This is a genomic window from Pseudomonas sp. NPDC086251 (assembly GCF_044746405.1).
Taxonomy (GTDB): Bacteria; Pseudomonadota; Gammaproteobacteria; order Pseudomonadales; family Pseudomonadaceae; genus Aquipseudomonas.
Window position 1 is genome coordinate 1 of record NZ_JBIVBY010000019.1, and the last position, 17,137, is coordinate 17,137.

Consider the following 17,137-nt stretch of genomic DNA (forward strand, 5'->3'; position numbering starts at 1 on the left):
CGCCGCATGATGGCGTGGACACGCCGCAAGCCGCTCAAGGTTTTCAGGTAGACCGTGGCATCGCGGATACTGTAAATCGCTGCCAAGACTTGTCAGCACACCGAATCCTCTGATCGAGATACACAAGTGATCGAAAATCTACGTAACATCGCCATCAATGCTCACGTTGACCATGGTAAAACCACCCGGGTAGACAAACTCTTGCGTCAATCCGGCACCCTGGAGCGCAACGAGCTCAACGACGAGCGCGTGATGGACTCCAACGACCAGGAGAAAGAGCGCGGTATTACCATTCTGGCGAAAAACACCGCCATCAACTGGAACGGCTACCACATCAACATCGTGGACACCCCGGGCCACGCCGACTTCGGCGGCGAAGTTGAACGCGTAATGTCGATGGTTGACTCCGTTCTGCTGCTGGTTGACGCTCAAGACGGCCCTATGCCGCAAACCCGTTTCGTGACCAAGAAGGCTTTCGAAGCCGGCCTGCGTCCAATCGTGGTAATTAACAAGGTTGACCGTCCAGGCGCGCGTCCGGACTGGGTTCTGGATCAGATCTTCGACCTGTTCGACAACCTCGGTGCTACCGAAGAACAACTGGACTTCCAGGTTGTTTACGCTTCGGCCCTGAACGGTATTGCCGGTCTGGAACACACCGCCATGGCGGAAGACATGACCCCGCTGTACCAGGCGATCGTCGACCACGTTCCAGCTCCGAAAGTTGACCGTGACGGCCCGTTCCAGATGCAAATCTCGGCACTGGACTACAACAGCTTCCTGGGTGTTATCGGCGTTGGCCGTATCGCTCGTGGTCGCGTCAAGCCGAACACCCAAGTCGTGGCTATCGACGTTGACGGCAAGCGCCGCAACGGTCGTATCCTGAAGCTGATGGGTCACCACGGTCTGCACCGCATCGACGTTGAAGAAGCAGCTGCCGGCGACATCGTCTGCATCAGCGGCTTCGACCAGCTGTTCATCTCCGACACCCTGTGCGACCCACAGACCGTTGAAGCGATGAAGCCGCTGACCGTTGACGAACCAACCGTTTCCATGACCTTCCAGGTTAACGACTCGCCTTTCTGCGGTCGTGAAGGCAAGTTCGTCACCAGCCGTAACATCAAAGAGCGTCTGGACAAAGAACTGCTCTACAACGTTGCCCTGCGCGTTGAAGAAGGCGACACCGCCGACAAGTTCAAAGTCTCCGGCCGTGGTGAGCTGCACCTCTCGGTACTGATCGAAACCATGCGTCGCGAAGGCTTCGAAATGGGTGTTGGTCGTCCGGAAGTGATCATCCGTCTGGTTGACGGCGTGAAGCACGAACCGTACGAAAACGTGACCATCGACCTGCCGGAAGAATCCCAGGGCGCGATCATGGAGCAAATCGGTAACCGTAAAGGCGACCTGACCAACATGGTTCCGGATGGCAAGGGCCGTGTGCGCCTTGAGTACAACATCCCGGCTCGTGGTTTGATCGGTTTCCGTAACGAGTTCCTGACCCTGACCTCTGGTGCAGGCATCCTGACCTCGATCTTCGACCGTTACGACGTGATGAAGTCCGGCGACATGTCCGGCCGTCAGAACGGCGTGCTGGTGTCGGTAGCTACCGGTAAGGCACTGACTTACTCGCTGGAAACCCTGCAAGCTCGCGGCAAACTGTTCCTGGGTCACGGCGAAGACGTGTACGAAGGTCAAATCGTCGGCATCAACAGCCGCGACAACGACCTGGGCGTCAACCCAACCAAAGGCAAGAAGCTCGACAACATGCGTGCCTCGGGTAAAGACGAAACCATCGCTCTGGTTCCGCCTATCCGTTTCACCCTGGAACAAGCGCTTGAGTTCGTGCAAGAAGACGAACTGTGCGAAGTGACTCCTAAGTCCATCCGTCTTCGCAAGAAGATCCTGGGCGAAAGCGAGCGTACCCGCGCTGCCAAGAAGTCCGGTAACTGAGTCATTTAGTTAGCTGACAAAAAAAACGCCCCCGACCGCAAGGTCGGGGGCGTTTTTGTTTGTCCGGGGTTTGTGCGGTGTTTGTTCTGGCCCCTTCGCGGGCAAGCCTCGCTCCTACACGGATCGCATGAATCCTGTAGGAGCGAGGCTTGCCCGCGAAGGCGGCCTGTCAGCCGTCGAAGAACCCAGCGATCGTTAAAATTTTTCGAGGGTACGACGGCCGGCGCTGCTCTCACGCGCCACTTCCTTCGGCTTATAAGCGCAATACCCCGGCCGCGGGCCGATTTTCGGGTGATTGCGGCAAGTATCCGGGCGCTTTTCATAAATAGTGCACAGACGGCTCTTACGATCCAGGTACAGGCAATCGTTGTTGCTCATGCGCTGGAGGGTGAAGATCTCGGACTTCTGGTTGTAACGCTCGACGATCCCTTCCTTCTGCAGGCGCTTGGCGATGTTCTTCGCTGGCTCGCCGCGCTCGAATTCGTCGACAATGCCGATACGGATCAGATCCTTGATCTTGACCTCGACCGGCAAGGTGCAGCAGCTGGACACGCACGAGCCGCACATCGGGGCCGAATATTTGGCCCAGGTATCGAGGCGATCGATCTCCGCGGCGGCGATCAGGTTGGACTTCATCATCGGTTGTTACCAGCATGCATCAGGGCGCGCGATCATACCGGGACTGGTGGATTTTTGAACAACCTTTCGCCAGATTTTTTCGAATGCAGCCCAATGACACCTGTATTCCGGCACGAGCCCTGCATTCTTTCCGGCACACGACACTCTAATGTCGACCTATCTCGCACTTACTGGAGAAACTGCCGAACCAGAGTTCCAACGACCTGTCAGACCGTCTAGGCTCAACTACTCCACGCTCGCTCGAGGTCCTATCGATGACTCAAGAACCACTTGTTCGCGAAGCACAGGTGGCCGCATTCCGCGACGCCGTCTTGACCAAACTCACCTACGCGGTGGGCAAAGACCCGGATCATGCCTTCGACCACGACTGGTTCGAAGCCATTGCCCTGGCGGCGCGTGATCACATGGTCGAGCACTGGATGGACCATACGCGGCAGATTTACCGTAAAGGCCAGAAGCGCGTTTACTACCTCTCGCTGGAATTCCTCATCGGCCGTTTGCTCTACGACAGCCTGAGCAACCTCGGCCTGCTCGACGTGGCTCGCGAAGCCCTGACCGAACTCGGCGTCGACCTGGAACGCATCCGCCTGCTGGAGCCCGACGCGGCGCTGGGTAACGGCGGCCTCGGTCGACTGGCGGCGTGCTTCATGGAAAGCATGTCCACCCTCGGTATCGCTGGCCACGGTTACGGTATTCGTTACGAGCACGGTCTGTTCCGCCAGGCGATCGTCGACGGCTGGCAGCAGGAACAAACCGAACACTGGCTGGATTTCGGCAACCCGTGGGAGTTTGAACGGCCAGAAGTCGTTTACACGATCGGCTTCGGCGGCAGCGTCGAGACCGTCACCGATGACGCCGGCAAATCCAAGCAAGTCTGGAGCCCGGCAGAAACCGTTCGGGCGATTGCCTACGACACGCCGGTGGTCGGTTGGCGCGGAGCGAGCGTCAACACCCTGCGGCTGTGGCGCGCACGGGCCATGGAAGATTTGCACCTGGAGCGCTTCAACGCTGGCGACCACTTGGGCGCGGTAGCCGAAGTGGCCCGGGCCGAGAGTATTTCCCGCGTGCTCTACCCGGCGGACAGCACCGAAGCCGGCCAGGAACTGCGTCTGCGCCAGGAATACTTTTTTGTCGCCGCCTCGCTGCAGGATTTGCTCCGTCGCCATCGCAATATGCACACCTCGGTGCTGACCCTGGGCGATCACGCGGCGATCCAGCTTAACGATACGCACCCCTCGATTGCCGTGGCCGAGCTGATGCGGCAACTGGTCGACGTCTATGACGTGGCGTGGGACGCGGCGTGGCAGGTTACCGTCGATACGCTCTCGTACACCAACCACACGCTGTTGCCGGAAGCGCTGGAAACCTGGCCGGTCGGTTTGATGGAGCGCATGTTGCCGCGACACATGCAGATCATTTACCTGATCAACGCTCAGCACATCGACTCTCTGCGCGCCAAGGGCATTCACGATTTCGACGTGCTGCGTTCGGTGTCGCTGATCGAGGAAGACAACGGCCGTCGCGTGCGCATGGGTAACCTGGCGTTCCTGGGGTCTCATAGCGTCAACGGTGTATCCGCGTTGCACACGCAGCTGATGCGCAAAACCGTGTTCTCCGAGTTGCACAACCTTTACCCGGAGCGGATCAACAACAAGACCAACGGCATCACCTTCCGCCGCTGGCTCTATCAGGCCAACCCTGAACTGACGTCGATGATGGTCGATGCCCTCGGGCCTGATCTGCTGGATAACCCTGAAGAACGCTTGCTCGACCTGGAACCCTTCGCCGAGAAAGCCGCGTTCCGCAAGGCGTTCGCCGAGCAACGGCTGCACAGCAAGAAAGCCCTGGCGTACATCATCCACGAGCGGCTCGGGGTGGCGGTCAACCCGGCAGCGATGTTCGACGTCCAGGTCAAACGGATCCACGAATACAAACGTCAGTTGCTCAATTTGCTGCACACCGTGGCGTTGTATCAGGCTATTCGTGCCGAGCCGGAAATCGACTGGGTGCCGCGCGTGAAGATCTTCGCCGGCAAGGCGGCGGCGAGTTATCACCAGGCCAAGTTGATCATCAAGCTGACCAACGATATCGCCCGTGTCGTGAACAACGACCCGACGGTGCGCGGTTTGCTGAAAGTGGTGTTCTTGCCCAATTACAACGTCAGCCTGGCCGAAAGCATTATTCCGGCGGCGGATTTGTCGGAGCAGATTTCCACGGCCGGTTTCGAAGCCTCGGGCACCAGTAACATGAAGTTCGGCCTCAATGGCGCGCTGACCATCGGTACCCTGGACGGCGCCAACGTGGAAATGTGCGAACGCATCGGCGCCGAGCACATGTTCATCTTTGGCCTCAGCGCCCAGCAGGTTGAAGCGCGCAAGCAGAACCATGAGTTCAACGCGACGCCGGACATTGCCGCCTCCCATCGTCTCAATGATGTGCTGCAAGCGATTCGCGGCGGGGTGTTCTCGCCGGACGATCCGTCCCGTTACACCGGGTTGATCGATTCGCTGATCGACTACGACCGCTTTCTGGTCTGTGCCGACTTTGATTCCTATTGGAATGCTCAGATGCGCGTTGAAGCCCATTGGCACGATTCGAAAGAGTGGTGGCGTTCGGCGGTGTTGAACACGTCGCGGATGGGCTGGTTCTCCTCTGACCGGACGATTCGCGAGTACGCCACGGATATCTGGAGGGCACTGGAGTAACTTTTAGCGACAAATGTGCGCAAGGCCCGACGGCCGTTGGGCCTGATCGATATACTAAGCACCAGTTTCAGTGAGCGCTGCGCGCTCATTCGCGGGCAAGCCTCGCTCCTACAGGGATCGCGTATTTCTGTAGGAGCGAGGCTTGCCCGCGAATGACGTCAGCGCAGACGCTACAAGGCAATGGGCCGCTTAGGGATATCGACCATGCAATGGATGTTCATGCTGATAGGGCTGGTGCTGGGCTGGATACTCGATGAGTCGTTCAGCGATGCGCTATTAGGCGCACTGCTCGGGTTGGGCATCGGCCAGACCCTTCGCATCGGTCGCTTGGTTTCTCAGGCCGCCGAGCAACAACGCCAGCTTCAATCGGCCCAGGTTGCGCTGGGGGCGGTGGAGCAACGTCTGGCATTGCTGGAGGTGTCCGGCGTCAAGGCGCCTGAAGCCAGCGAGCCTGTCCCGACGCCTGAATTCATTCTCGATGAAATACCCGTCGAAGCCCCGGAACTGATCTGGGAGCTTCCGCCCGACCTCGAACCGATCACCGTCGCCGCCACCGAAACCAGTCGTCCGCTGCCAGTCGATGCCTGGAAACCCGAACCGGTCGCCCGTGAACCGCAAGCACCCGCCGCCCCTCGCGGCCCCAATTTCATCGACCGTGCCATCAGCGGCGCCCGCGCCTGGCTGTTCGGCGGCAACACGGTGCTGCGGGTTGGCGTGGTGTTGTTGTTCCTCGGCCTAGCATTCCTGCTGCGTTACGCCACCGAAGGCATGGTGGTGCCGATCGAGTTGCGTTACGCCGGTGTTGCAGCGGCCGCGTTAGGCCTGCTGGGATTGGGTTGGTGGCTCAGAACCCGCAACAGCCATTACGCCTTGATGCTGCAAGGCACCGGGATCGCGGTGTTGTACCTGACGGTGTTTGCCGCGATGCGGCTGCATCCGCTGCTCGACCCTTCGGCGGCATTGGGCCTGCTGGTCGCGGTGACGGTGTTCTCGGCGATTCTCGCCATCACCCAGGATGCGCTGGGGCTCGCCGCTGCGGCAGCGCTGGGCGGTTTCGCCGCGCCGATTTTGACGTCCACCGGCGCCGGCAACCACGTCGCGCTGTTCAGCTACTTCGCCTTGCTCAATGCCGGCATCCTCGCAATTGCGTGGTTCAAGGCCTGGCGTCTGCTCAACCTGATCGGGTTTGTCGGCACCTTCGGCATCGGTTTCGCCTGGGGCTTGCGTTCTTATACGCCGGATCTGCTGTGGAGCACCGAGCCGTTCCTGATCCTGTTTTTCCTGATGTACCTGGCCATCGGCCTGCTGTTCACCCGGCGCAAGTTGCTGGAGATGAGTGACGCACCAGAAGATGGCAGCCGCGAGGCCTTGCTGCGCTGGTCGGCGCGCAAGGGTGATTACGTCGACGGTACGATGCTGTTCGGTCCGCCCATTGTCGGCTTCGGTTTGCAGTTCGCGCTGGTGCAGCATCTGGAATTCGCTGCCGCCTTCAGCGCGCTGGCGTTGGGCATGATCTACATGGGGCTGGCGCGCCTGCTGATGGGCGGCCGCGCGTTGCTGCTGGCGGAAACCTGCCTGGCGCTGGGGGTGATTTTCGCCAGTCTGGCGATTCCATTAGGGCTGGATGCGCGCTGGACGTCGGCGGCCTGGGCAGTGGAAGGCGCGGGGATCTTCTGGCTCGGTCTGCGCCAGCAACGACCGCTGGCCCGCGCCTTTGCCTTGCTGCTGCAAGTGGGCTCGGCGCTGGCGTTCCTCAGTGAGTTGCGCGGTGGCGAAAGCAGCCTGCTGGACGGTGCGCCGCTCGGTGCATTGATGCTCGGCGTGGCGTTGTTGTTCAGCTTCTACCAATTGCGCAAAGCGTTGCCCGAACAGACCACGCCGTGGGAACGCAAAGGCCTGCCGGTGTTGGCTTGCCTCGGTCTGACCTTCCTTTATCTGCTGGCACCGTTGTTCTTCTTCACCCACGGCACGGCGATCAGTTGGGCGCTGGCGGGGTTGGCGACCTTGTTCGTCGGCCTGCGCCTGCAATCGCGGACGTTCCTGTTCACCGCGTTTGCCGTGCAACTGCTGGGTGGCGCGTTGTTTCTGTTGCGGCTGCAAGGTTCGAGCGCTGACTCCGGCGCCGTGTTCAGCGCCGGTTGGAGCGGCTTGCTCAGTGCTTCCTTGATCGGCCTGGCGCTGATCGCCGGCATGTTGTTGGCGGCTCGCGATGACATGGTTCGCAGCGACATTCGACTGTTGCGTGGCTTGTCGGTGGTGCTGCTCGCCGGTTTGGTGCTGATCAACCTGGCGGTGCTGTTCGTCCTGCCCTGGCAAACCGCGAGTGCGGTGTGGGCGGCCAGTGGTTTGTTGATCATCTGGCTCAGTTTGTACCTCAAGCAGCGCGTGAGTTTTGTCTTCGGTCTGCTGTTGCAGGTGATTGGCGGTGCGGCGTTCCTGCTGGCCGGGCCGGACGTGCTTGGGCCGTTGGCCAGCGAGGGTTTGCGCCCACTGGCGCACAGCGGTTTCTGGACGCCGTGGGTGCTGGGCCTGGCGGCGTTCGTCGGCGCCTGGCGCTTGCAGCTCGGCACTCACGCCACGGCCTTCGATGCGCTGAGTTTGCAGCGGTTGTCCGACGTGCTGCTGGTCTGGGGCGCGGGTTGGTGGGCGTTGGCGTGGATCAGTGAAGTACTGCGATTTGCGCCGTTGAATCTGCAAGCGACCTTGTTGCTGGCCGTCGCCGCCCTGAGCGTCGCGCTATGGACGCTGTTGGCGCTGCGATTGAAATGGTCGGCGCTGGGCTTGCTCTGCACCTTGTTAATGCCGGCGGCGGGTCTGGTGTTGGTCGCCGCGTGGCATTCGCGTTATCACCCGGCGGCCAACGTTGGCTGGCTGGCGTGGGCGGCAGTGTTCGTCGTGCATTTCATCTCCCTGCGGCGTCTGGCGCCGAGTCTGTCGGCACGCGCGCTCAGTGCCGCCCACGTGCTCGGCTGCTGGCTGTTGATCGGCGTGCTGGCGCTGGAGTTGCGTTACGGTTTGCTGCTGTTGTCCGAGCAATACAACGCATGGCGCTGGTTGGGCTGGGCGATTCTGCCGAGCCTGTATCTGGTGCTGATGGCTGCGCCGCGCAGCTGGCCATGGCCGGTGTCGGCTTATGCTCGCGAATACCGCCTCTACGCGGCGGCACCGCTGGCGGTGTTGATGCTCGGCTGGTTCTGGCTGGCGAACATCGTCAGCGACGGCACTGCCGAGCCGCTGCCCTACGTGCCATTGATCAACCCGCTGGAGTTGGGCCTGTTGTTCGCGCTGTTCGGTGTTTACGTGTGGTCGCGCACCGCCGTGACACAACTGGCGATCCGCAAGGACTACGCCGAACATGCCGCGCAACTGATCGCTGGCGTGTCGCTGTTCGTGTTCTTCACGGCGCTGGTAATGCGCACGGCTCACCATTGGGGCGGCGTGCCGTTCGAATGGGATGCGTTGCTTGAATCGATGCTGGTGCAGGCCGGTCTGTCGATCGTCTGGACCTTGATGGCGCTGAGTCTGATGATCGGCGGCCATTTGCGTCATCGCCGCGAAGTCTGGTTGATCGGTGCGGCGCTGATCGGCGTGGTGGTGGCCAAACTGTTCTTCGTTGAATTGAGTAACCGCGGCGGCCTCGCCCGGATCGTGTCGTTTATCGGCGTTGGCGTGTTGCTGCTGGTGGTGGGCTATTTCGCGCCGTTGCCGCCCAAGCGCGCCGATGCTCTGCCTGAGGCTGATAAACCGGCCCCGGAAACCGAAGGAGTGTCATCTTGAGTCAGAAGCTGAACCTGAACTGGTTGGGCGCAGTTGCAATGGGTGTGGCGTTGTCGGCCGGTGCCCAGGAAAAACCGGCGGACTTCAGCACTCAGGTGCCGTTGACCGTGACCGGCGAAGGCCCGTGGTATCGCCTCGAATTGCCCTTGGCCGTGCAACTGAATGCGCGGCAAACCGACCTGAGCGACGTGCGCGTGTTCAACGCTGCGGGCGAGGCTCAGGCCTACGCCCTGGCGCGGGAGTCCGCGCAGACCAGCGAAAACCGCGCCCTGACCGATGTGAAATGGTTTCCGCTGTACAACTCGGCGGACGACACCGAACGGGCGCCGAGCGTGCGCGTGCAATCGAGCGCCAATGGCACCCTGGTCGAAGTGCAGCCGTCCAGCCAGTTGGAGGCGGGCGAAGAAGTGCTGCGCGGCTGGTTGCTCGATGCCAGTGGGATCAAGGCGCCGTTGCAGCAGCTGATCCTCGACTGGACCAGCGAGCGCGACGGCTTCCAGCGTTTCAGCATCGAAGCCAGCGACGACTTGCAGAATTGGCAGTCTTGGGGCGAGGGGCAAGTGGCGCGGCTGACGTTTGCCGACGAGCGGGTCGAGCAGCATGAAGTCGGCTTGCCGGGGCAGTCGGCGCGCTATTTGCGCCTGCTGTGGAGCACGCCGCAATCGGCACCGGTGCTGACCTCGGCGCAACTGGAAAGCGCCAGCAGCCGCAGCCTGCCGCTGCCATTGGTCTGGTCGCAACCGTTGGCCGGCAGTCGTGTGAAGGCCGGTGAATACACCTGGCAATTGCCGATGGGGTTGCACGTCGAACGCTTGCAGGTCGAGCTGAGTCAGCCCAACAGCCTGGCGCCGGTGACGTTGGCCGGCCGTCGGGAAAGCAGCCTGCCGTGGCAGGCGCTGAGCAGTGGTTTGCTCTATCGCCTGACTCAGAATGGCCAGGACGTGGTGCAGAATGAATTGCAGCTGCCGGGGCAAACCGTGCAGCAGTTGAAACTGACCGTTGATGAGCGCGGCGGTGGACTCGGCGAAGAGGCACCGACGGTTCGGTTTGCCGTGCGTTCGACGCAATTGGTGTTCCTGGCGCGCGGCGCCGGTCCTTACACGCTGGCACTGGGAAGTGCGTCGGTGAAGGCGGCGAACCTGCCATTGGCGACGTTGATCCCGGATTACAGCGCGGCGAAATGGGCGGCGTTGGGCAAGGCTTCGGCTGATGGCGGGGTGGTTGTAGCCCCAGCGTCGACGGTGACAACCGCAGCAACGACCGACACGAACTGGAAGAAATTCGGGTTGTGGGCGGTGTTGTTGCTGAGTGTTTTGTTCCTGGGGGCGATGGCGTTCAGCTTGCTGCGCAAGCCTCCAGTCAAGCCCTAGGCTGTCGCTTCGCGCCAGTTCGCGGGCAAGCCTCGCTCCTACGGGAATCGCGTGAATCCTGTAGGAGCGAGGCTTGCCCGCGAAGGGGCCATTACAACCAGCAAAAATATCAAAACTGCCATTAATCCCAGACCCACATCCCATCCATTTCGAACTACGCTCATCCCGGCGCATGAACTCTATTGGGCGGATCACGTCTGATAGGAGGAAATGCGCCCCGACTCGCGCTAAACTGCGCGGGTTTTTAGCCCCCAATCCACCGGAGCCTTCCATGTCCCGCGTTACCCTGAGTCGCTATTTGATTGAGCAGACCCGTAGCAATAACACCCCTGCCGATCTGCGTTTCCTGATCGAAGTGGTGGCGCGTGCTTGCAAAGAGATCAACCACGCCGTGTCCAAAGGCGCCCTCGGTGGTGTTCTGGGCAGCATGGGCACTGAAAACGTTCAAGGTGAAGTGCAGAAGAAACTCGACGTGATCTCCAACGAGATTCTGCTCGAAGCCAACGAATGGGGCGGTCACCTGGCCGGCATGGCGTCCGAAGAAATGGACAATGCCTACCAGATCCCGGGCAAATACCCGAAAGGCGCGTACCTGTTGGTTTTCGACCCACTGGACGGTTCGTCGAACATCGATATCAACGCGCCGGTCGGTACGATCTTCTCGGTGCTGCGTTGCCCGAGCGAATACCTGAGCCAGAACGAGCCCTTGAACGAAAAGGCTTTCCTGCAGCCAGGCACCGAGCAAGTGGCAGCCGGTTACGCGATCTACGGTCCACAGACCATGTTGATCCTGACCCTGGGCGATGGCGTGAAAGGCTTCACCCTGGACCGTGAAATGGGCAGCTTCGTGCTGACCCACGAAGACATCAAGATCCCGGAAACCACCCAGGAATTCGCGATCAACGCGTCCAACCAGCGTCACTGGGAAGCGCCGGTACAACGCTACGTCGGCGAATTGCTGGCGGGCGAAGAAGGCCCGCTGAAAAAGAACTACAACATGCGCTGGGTCGCCGCGATGGTCGCGGACGTGCACCGCATCCTGACCCGTGGCGGTCTGTTCATGTACCCACGCGACAGCCGCGAACCATCCAAGCCGGGCAAGCTGCGCCTGATGTACGAAGCCAACCCGATGTCGTTCCTGGTTGAACAGGCCGGCGGCGCGTCCACCGATGGCCATCAGCGCATCCTCGACATCAAGCCTGACGGCTTGCACCAGCGTGTTGCGGTGTTCCTCGGTTCGAAAGAAGAAGTCGAACGCGTCACGGCTTACCACAAGGAATAAACCATGACCGCGCCCTGGCAGCCGTTGCTCGAATGGTGGTTTGGAACTTCCGAATCCTCAAAAGAAGTGGCGGCTGACAAGGGCAAGTTGTGGTTCGGCAAGCGCGACAGCCAGGACCTCGAAGCGCGTACGCGTTTCGGGAACTGGGTCGAGCAGGCACTGGCCGGCGGATTGACCGAGTGGGCGCAACGCCCCGAAGGTTGGCTGGCCCTGGTGTTGCTACTCGACCAAATCCCGCGAATGATCTTTCGCGACTCCCCCAAATCCTTTGCAGGCGATCTCAGGGCCCAGGCGCTGGTCGCGAAAGGTATTGCTGCGGATTTCGATCGGCAGTTACAGCCGATTCAGCGCGTGTTTATCTACCTGGTGTTTGAGCATTGCGAGAATCTGGCGGTGCAGAACGAGGCGGTTTCCCGCTACATCGACCTGGTGGCACAACAGCCGGAAACGGATCGAGCGCTGTTTACCGATTACCTGAATTACGCCGAGAAGCATCAGAAGGTGATTGCGCAGTTTGGGCGGTTCCCGCATAGGAATGCGGTGTTGGGGCGGGAGTCTACGGGTGAGGAATTGGTGTTTCTTTCGAAGCCGGGTTCACGGTTTTAGTTGTTTGGGGCGGCCGATGCCGCCATCGCCAGCAGGCTGGCTCCCACGTTTGATCTGTGGCGTTCACAAATCCCCTGTGGGAGCTAGCCTGCTAGCGATTGTGCCAGTGGCAGCACCTTAGATCCTGAAACTACCGACCAACTGCTTCAACCGCGCCGCCTGCTGCTCTAGATCCGAGCAAGCACGCAAGGTCGACTGCAGGTTCTCCACACCTTCCTGGTTCAGCGTGTTGATCTCGGTGATGTCGACGTTGATCGACTCCACTACAGCGGTCTGCTCTTCGGTCGCCGTCGCCACGGATTGGTTCATGCCGTCGATTTCACCGATACGCTGGGTCACGCTGCCCAGGCGTTCACCGGCCTGGTTGGCGATGCCGACGCTGCTTTCGCTCTGGCGCTGGCTGTCGGTCATGGTGCTGACCGCTTCGCGGGCGCCGACTTGCAGCTCTTCGATCATCTTCTGCACTTGCTGCGCCGAATCCTGGGTGCGGTGGGCGAGGTTGCGCACCTCGTCCGCGACCACGGCGAAACCGCGCCCGGCTTCACCGGCACGCGCGGCTTCAATCGCGGCGTTGAGGGCCAACAGGTTGGTCTGCTGCGAGATGCTGGTGATCACTTCCAGAATCTGCCCGATGTTGACGGTGTTGCTGTTGAGCGTCTCGATGTTGCCGCACGAATCGCTGATCTTCGCCGACAGCTGCTGCATCGCCGCGATGGTTTTATCCACCACGTGCTGACCGTCTTCGGCCAAGGCCCGGGCATCGCTGGAATGCTGGGAGGCGAGGGCGGCGTTCTGGGCGATTTCCTGGGCGGCGGCGCCCAGTTCGTTGATCGCTGCGGCCACGCTGCTGGTGCGCGAGGCTTGCTGGTCGGAGTTGTACATCGACGAGTTCGATGCCGCCACCACACGCAAGGCAACTTCGTTGACCTGGCCGGTGGCCGAGGCCACTTCGGTAATCGAGGTATGAATACGTTCGACAAAACGGTTGAACGAGGTGCCCAGGGCGCCAAATTCGTCGTGGCCATGAATGGTCAGGCGTTTGGTCAGGTCACCTTCGCCTTCGGCGATGTCATGCATCGCGCGACCCATGGTCAACAGCGGCTGCATCAGGAAACTGATCAACATGCCCAGCAGCGCAATGATGATCACCACGGCGATGACCATGGCGATGATTGCCGAGGTGCGGAACTCGCTGAGCATCGAGAACGCGGTGTCTTGATCGAGCACCAGCGCCACGTACCAGTCCGCCGACGGCACGCCGTTGACGTGGGTGAAGGAGATGAACTGGCGCTTGCCGTCGATCTCGACCTCTTTCATGCCCGGGCTGACTTTCGGCGCACCGTTGGGGTAGGCGTCGGCCAGACTCTTGAGCACCAGTTTGCTGTCCGGGTGGATCAGGATTTTGCCGTCGGCACTGACGATAAACGCATGCCCGTGACCGCCGAAGTTCAGCGAGTTGATGATCGCGCTGACGCTGGACAGGTCGATGTCTGCGCCGGCAACGCCGATCATCTGGCTCTCGTGCTTCACCGGCGTGGCCACGGTGATCACCAGTTTGCCGGACGACGCGGCGATGTACGGTTCGGTGACGATGGTCTGTTGCGCGCCGTTGGCCGCCTTGTACCAGCCGCGTGCGCGTGGGTCGTAGTCGGCGGCGCGGTTACCGGCCGGGATCGAGAACATCACGCCGTCGGCGCCACCGAAGTAGCTCAGCTGAAAGTTGCTGGTATAGGCCGGAAGGTCGATCGCACGTTTGAGACTGGCCTGAGCGCTGCCGTCCACGGCGATCTGCTGGGACAACGATTGCAGCAACTGGATGCGGCTTTCCAGCCAGGTCTGGATGTTGCTGGTGGTCAGGCTGCCGAGTTCCTGCATCGACGATTCGGTACTGCTGCGCAGGGTCTGGCGCTGCCGGTAGTCGTTGAACAGGATGAAACACGCGAATGCAACCGCCACCACGAGGGCAGCAGCCAACAAGATCTTGTGGCTGAACTTCATGTTTCTGGTCATTAAATGAGCTACCGCGGGAGGGGACTGGTCGAACTTTGTGATTATTGCAGGGGCTACTGTAGGAGCGAGCAAGCTCGCTCCTACAGGACCTATGTCGACAGGACAGTGCCAAAGATTAGGCGTCTTTTGCGAAAACCGACGAAATACTCAACAGCAAAAGAAAGTGGCTGATTTTTCGGCAAAAGGCAGACGAGCGGCCTAATAAATAGCCGGCCTGTCAGGGAACCAGACAGGGGTTTTCTCTTCTAAGCTTCTGCTTGGCAGCCATGCCATTCCCCTTCGCCCCAGGAGCTACACCATGTCGCTGCGATCTATCGCCCTGCTTTCGTTCTGCGTGTTGTTGGCTGCGTGCAGCAAGGTCAATCAGGAAAACTATTCCAAACTGTCGGCCGGCATGCCCAAGGCCGAGGTAGAAACCTTGCTGGGTAAGCCCGCCGACTGCTCGGGCGCGCTCGGCATGTCCAGTTGCACCTGGGGCGACAAGAACAGCTTTATCAGCGTGCAGTACGCCGGTGACAAAGTGTTGATGTTTTCCGGCCAAGGCCTGAAGTAAACCGGGGCTATACGCCCACGGGAGAAAAACAATGAAGCGGTTATTGATGTTACTTTTTGCCGGCCTGGTACTGGCCGGCTGTGCCACTTCTGGCAATGATCCGTTGGCGCCCAAGACCGTCAACAGCGTCAATCTCAAGAAGTACCAAGGGACCTGGTACGAATTGGCCCGTCTGCCGATGTATTTCCAGCGCAACTGCGCGCAATCCGAAGCCCATTACACGCTCTTGCCTGACGGTAACATTGCGGTCTTGAACCGCTGCCTGACGCCGCAGTGGCAATGGGAAGAAGCCAAGGGCACGGCTTATCCACAAGTGCCGGGCAAGACCGACAAGTTGTGGGTCGAGTTCGATACCTGGTTCTCGCGATTGCTGCCGGGCGTGGCGAAAGGGGAATACTGGGTGTTGTACGTCAGCGACGACTACAAGACCGCGATCGTTGGCGACCCGAGCCGTCGTTATCTGTGGCTGCTGTCACGGACCCCGACGGTCAATGGTGTCGTGCGTGAAGAATTGCTGAGCAAGGCGCGTCAGCAAGGCTACGACACCACGCGACTGATCTGGCGTGCGTCGGATACGCAGATGGCCAAGACCTCGAATTAACGGTTGGCACATAGCAAATGTGGGAGCGGGCTTGCTCGCGAAAGCGGTTTAACAGTCAACGAAGATGTTGAATGTTATGGCCCCTTCGCGAGCAAGCTCGCTCCCACATTTGGGTTTGCGTTAGCCCAGGAGGTCGCGCAGGACTTGGGTGAACGCGCGATTACTCTCTTCTTCGCCGGCATGGCGCCCATCACGCACAACCCACTGGCCGTTGACCAGCACATCCCGCACCTGGCGATCGCCACCGGCAAACAACCAGCGATTGAGAATCCCGTCACCATTTGCCGTCGCCAGGTACGGATCGTTGCCGTCCAGCACCAGCCAATCGGCACGCTTGCCGACTTCCAGTGCGCCAATCGGCTGACCCAACGCCTGAGCCCCGCCATCCAGCGCAGCGTCGTATAACGTGCGGCCCACCATCGGCTGATCGGCGCCATACAAACGATTTCGCCGCTGATCGCGCAGACGCTGGCCGTATTCCAGCCAGCGCAATTCTTCCACCACGCTCAACGACACATGGCTGTCGGAACCGATGCCCATGCGTCCACCCTGCGCGAGGAAATCCACCGCCGGGAAAATCCCGTCGCCGAGGTTGGCTTCGGTGGTCAGGCACAAACCGGCGATGGCGCGACTCTTGGCCATCAGCGTGACTTCTTCCGGGTTGGCGTGGGTCGCGTGGACCAGGCACCAGCGTTGGTCGACTTCAGTATTTTCGTACAACCATTGCAACGGACGGCGACCGCTCCAGCTCAGGCAGTCATCGACTTCTTTCTGCTGTTCGGCGATGTGAATGTGCACCGGGCATTGTTTGTCGCTGGCCGCCAGCACTTCGCTGATCTGCTGCGGTGTGACCGCGCGCAACGAGTGGAAACACAGACCCAGCGATTGCGCCGGCTGCTGCGCCAGGATCGGCTGCAAACGCGACTGAAGCTTGAGGTAGTTTTCGGTGCTGTTGATAAAGCGGCGCTGGCCGTCGTTCGGGGCCTGGCCGCCGAAACCGGAATGGCTGTACAGCACCGGCAGCAGGGTCAAACCGATACCCGCGGAGCTAGCGGCCTGGCTGATGCGCAGCGCCAGTTCGGCCGGGTCGGCGTACGGTTGGCCGCTGGTGTCGTGGTGCACATAATGAAATTCCGCGACCGAGGTGTAACCGGCCTTGAGCATTTCGATGTACAGCTGACGAGCGATGACGCCGAGCTGGTCCGGGCGGATTTTTCCGACGAGGCGATACATCAAATCGCGCCAGGTCCAGAAACTGTCGTTCGGATTACCCGCCACTTCCGCCAGCCCGGCCATGGCTCGCTGGAAGGCGTGGGAGTGCAGATTCGGCATACCCGGCAGCAGCGGGCCGCTTAGCCGTTCGGCGCCATCTGCAGTGGAATCGGCCTGGATATGGGTCAAAACGCCGTCGGCGCTGACCTCAAGACGTACATTGTTGGCCCATCCACTAGGCAGCAGCGCGCGTTCGGCAAAGAAGGCGGACATGGTTCAGCACCCCATCGTGTGTTATTTGTATATACATATACAGACGTTTGCCTGCTCGGTAAACTCCGGCAAGCTAGCAATCTCTTCTCAACGAACAAGGATCCACCGTGCCAACTCCGCCTGCCACATTGCCGCCGAATGCCAATCTGAGCGCCAATCTGG

Annotated in this window: 11 protein-coding genes and 1 pseudogene; 8 read left to right on the top strand and 4 right to left on the bottom strand. The window is 60.6% G+C overall.

From position 1 onward, the window contains the following. Nucleotides 1-126 precede the first annotated feature (126 nt). Nucleotides 127-1,947, top strand: coding sequence for a translational GTPase TypA (typA, locus tag ACIPL2_RS21445; protein ID WP_401359387.1), 1,821 nt, complete (start codon nt 127-129; stop codon nt 1,945-1,947). A gap of 195 nt (nt 1,948-2,142) precedes the next feature. Here the strand turns inward: typA and ACIPL2_RS21450 are convergent, their stop codons facing one another. Next, nucleotides 2,143-2,583 carry a YkgJ family cysteine cluster protein gene (locus tag ACIPL2_RS21450; RefSeq protein WP_401359627.1) on the bottom strand — a complete coding sequence of 147 codons (441 nt, stop codon included), beginning with the start codon at nt 2,581-2,583 and terminating at the stop codon, nt 2,143-2,145. Between the two features lie 257 nt (nt 2,584-2,840). Here ACIPL2_RS21450 and ACIPL2_RS21455 point away from each other — a divergent pair, with 257 nt between their 5' ends. The 5 genes from ACIPL2_RS21455 (at nt 2,841) to ACIPL2_RS21475 (ending at nt 12,326) form a co-directional block, all read left to right on the top strand. Next, a complete protein-coding gene (locus ACIPL2_RS21455; protein ID WP_401359389.1) occupies nt 2,841-5,291 on the top strand; it encodes a glycogen/starch/alpha-glucan phosphorylase in 2,451 nt (816 codons plus the stop codon). Between the two features lie 204 nt (nt 5,292-5,495). Further along, complete coding sequence (locus ACIPL2_RS21460) at nt 5,496-9,068, top strand: DUF2339 domain-containing protein (RefSeq protein ID WP_401359392.1); 3,573 nt, start codon at nt 5,496-5,498, stop codon at nt 9,066-9,068. Continuing rightward, on the top strand, nt 9,065-10,438 hold the full coding sequence (locus tag ACIPL2_RS21465; protein ID WP_401359395.1) for a DUF3999 domain-containing protein: 1,374 nt from the start codon (nt 9,065-9,067) through the stop codon (nt 10,436-10,438). Before ACIPL2_RS21460 ends, ACIPL2_RS21465 begins: the two co-directional genes overlap by 4 nt. A 271-nt stretch (nt 10,439-10,709) precedes the next feature. Continuing rightward, a complete protein-coding gene (locus ACIPL2_RS21470) occupies nt 10,710-11,720 on the top strand; it encodes a class 1 fructose-bisphosphatase (protein ID WP_401359398.1) in 1,011 nt (336 codons plus the stop codon). Nucleotides 11,721-11,723: 3 nt separating this feature from the next. Beyond that, nucleotides 11,724-12,326, top strand: a complete 603-nt coding sequence (locus ACIPL2_RS21475) for a DUF924 family protein (protein WP_401359401.1) — start codon at nt 11,724-11,726, stop codon at nt 12,324-12,326. 117 nt (nt 12,327-12,443) lie between these two features. On the opposite strand, the gene ACIPL2_RS21480 is transcribed toward ACIPL2_RS21475, so the two are convergent. Together ACIPL2_RS21480 and ACIPL2_RS21485 are read right to left on the bottom strand one after the other, a co-directional pair. Further along, the gene (locus ACIPL2_RS21480) at nt 12,444-13,208 is read right to left on the bottom strand and encodes a methyl-accepting chemotaxis protein (protein ID WP_401359629.1); all 765 of its coding nucleotides are present in this window, start codon (nt 13,206-13,208) and stop codon (nt 12,444-12,446) included. Nucleotides 13,209-13,301: 93 nt separating this feature from the next. Then, nucleotides 13,302-14,336, bottom strand: a pseudogene (locus ACIPL2_RS21485) (cache domain-containing protein); the annotation flags it as partial. A gap of 298 nt (nt 14,337-14,634) precedes the next feature. On the opposite strand from ACIPL2_RS21485, the gene ACIPL2_RS21490 reads away from it, so the two are divergent. Beyond that, nucleotides 14,635-14,889, top strand: a complete 255-nt coding sequence (locus ACIPL2_RS21490; RefSeq protein ID WP_128872236.1) for a hypothetical protein — start codon at nt 14,635-14,637, stop codon at nt 14,887-14,889. A 31-nt stretch (nt 14,890-14,920) separates the two neighbouring features. After that, nucleotides 14,921-15,490, top strand: coding sequence for a lipocalin family protein (locus tag ACIPL2_RS21495; protein ID WP_401359404.1), 570 nt, complete (start codon nt 14,921-14,923; stop codon nt 15,488-15,490). Between the two features lie 120 nt (nt 15,491-15,610). On the opposite strand, the gene ACIPL2_RS21500 is transcribed toward ACIPL2_RS21495, so the two are convergent. Then, nucleotides 15,611-16,975 carry a formimidoylglutamate deiminase gene (locus tag ACIPL2_RS21500; protein ID WP_401359406.1) on the bottom strand — a complete coding sequence of 455 codons (1,365 nt, stop codon included), beginning with the start codon at nt 16,973-16,975 and terminating at the stop codon, nt 15,611-15,613. Between the last annotated feature and the right edge of the window lie 162 nt (nt 16,976-17,137).

What these genes read in the sequence shown, in the direction of transcription:
- ACIPL2_RS21480 (WP_401359629.1), bottom strand. Translation starts at nt 13,208, where the DNA reads ATGTACAACTCCGACCAGCAAGCCTCGCGCACCAGCAGCGTGGCCGCA.
- ACIPL2_RS21470 (WP_401359398.1), top strand. Translation starts at nt 10,710, where the DNA reads ATGTCCCGCGTTACCCTGAGTCGCTATTTGATTGAGCAGACCCGTAGC.
- ACIPL2_RS21495 (WP_401359404.1), top strand. Translation starts at nt 14,921, where the DNA reads ATGAAGCGGTTATTGATGTTACTTTTTGCCGGCCTGGTACTGGCCGGC.
- ACIPL2_RS21450 (WP_401359627.1), bottom strand. Translation starts at nt 2,583, where the DNA reads ATGAAGTCCAACCTGATCGCCGCCGCGGAGATCGATCGCCTCGATACC.
- ACIPL2_RS21455 (WP_401359389.1), top strand. Translation starts at nt 2,841, where the DNA reads ATGACTCAAGAACCACTTGTTCGCGAAGCACAGGTGGCCGCATTCCGC.
- ACIPL2_RS21475 (WP_401359401.1), top strand. Translation starts at nt 11,724, where the DNA reads ATGACCGCGCCCTGGCAGCCGTTGCTCGAATGGTGGTTTGGAACTTCC.
- ACIPL2_RS21500 (WP_401359406.1), bottom strand. Translation starts at nt 16,975, where the DNA reads ATGTCCGCCTTCTTTGCCGAACGCGCGCTGCTGCCTAGTGGATGGGCC.
- ACIPL2_RS21460 (WP_401359392.1), top strand. Translation starts at nt 5,496, where the DNA reads ATGCAATGGATGTTCATGCTGATAGGGCTGGTGCTGGGCTGGATACTC.
- ACIPL2_RS21490 (WP_128872236.1), top strand. Translation starts at nt 14,635, where the DNA reads ATGTCGCTGCGATCTATCGCCCTGCTTTCGTTCTGCGTGTTGTTGGCT.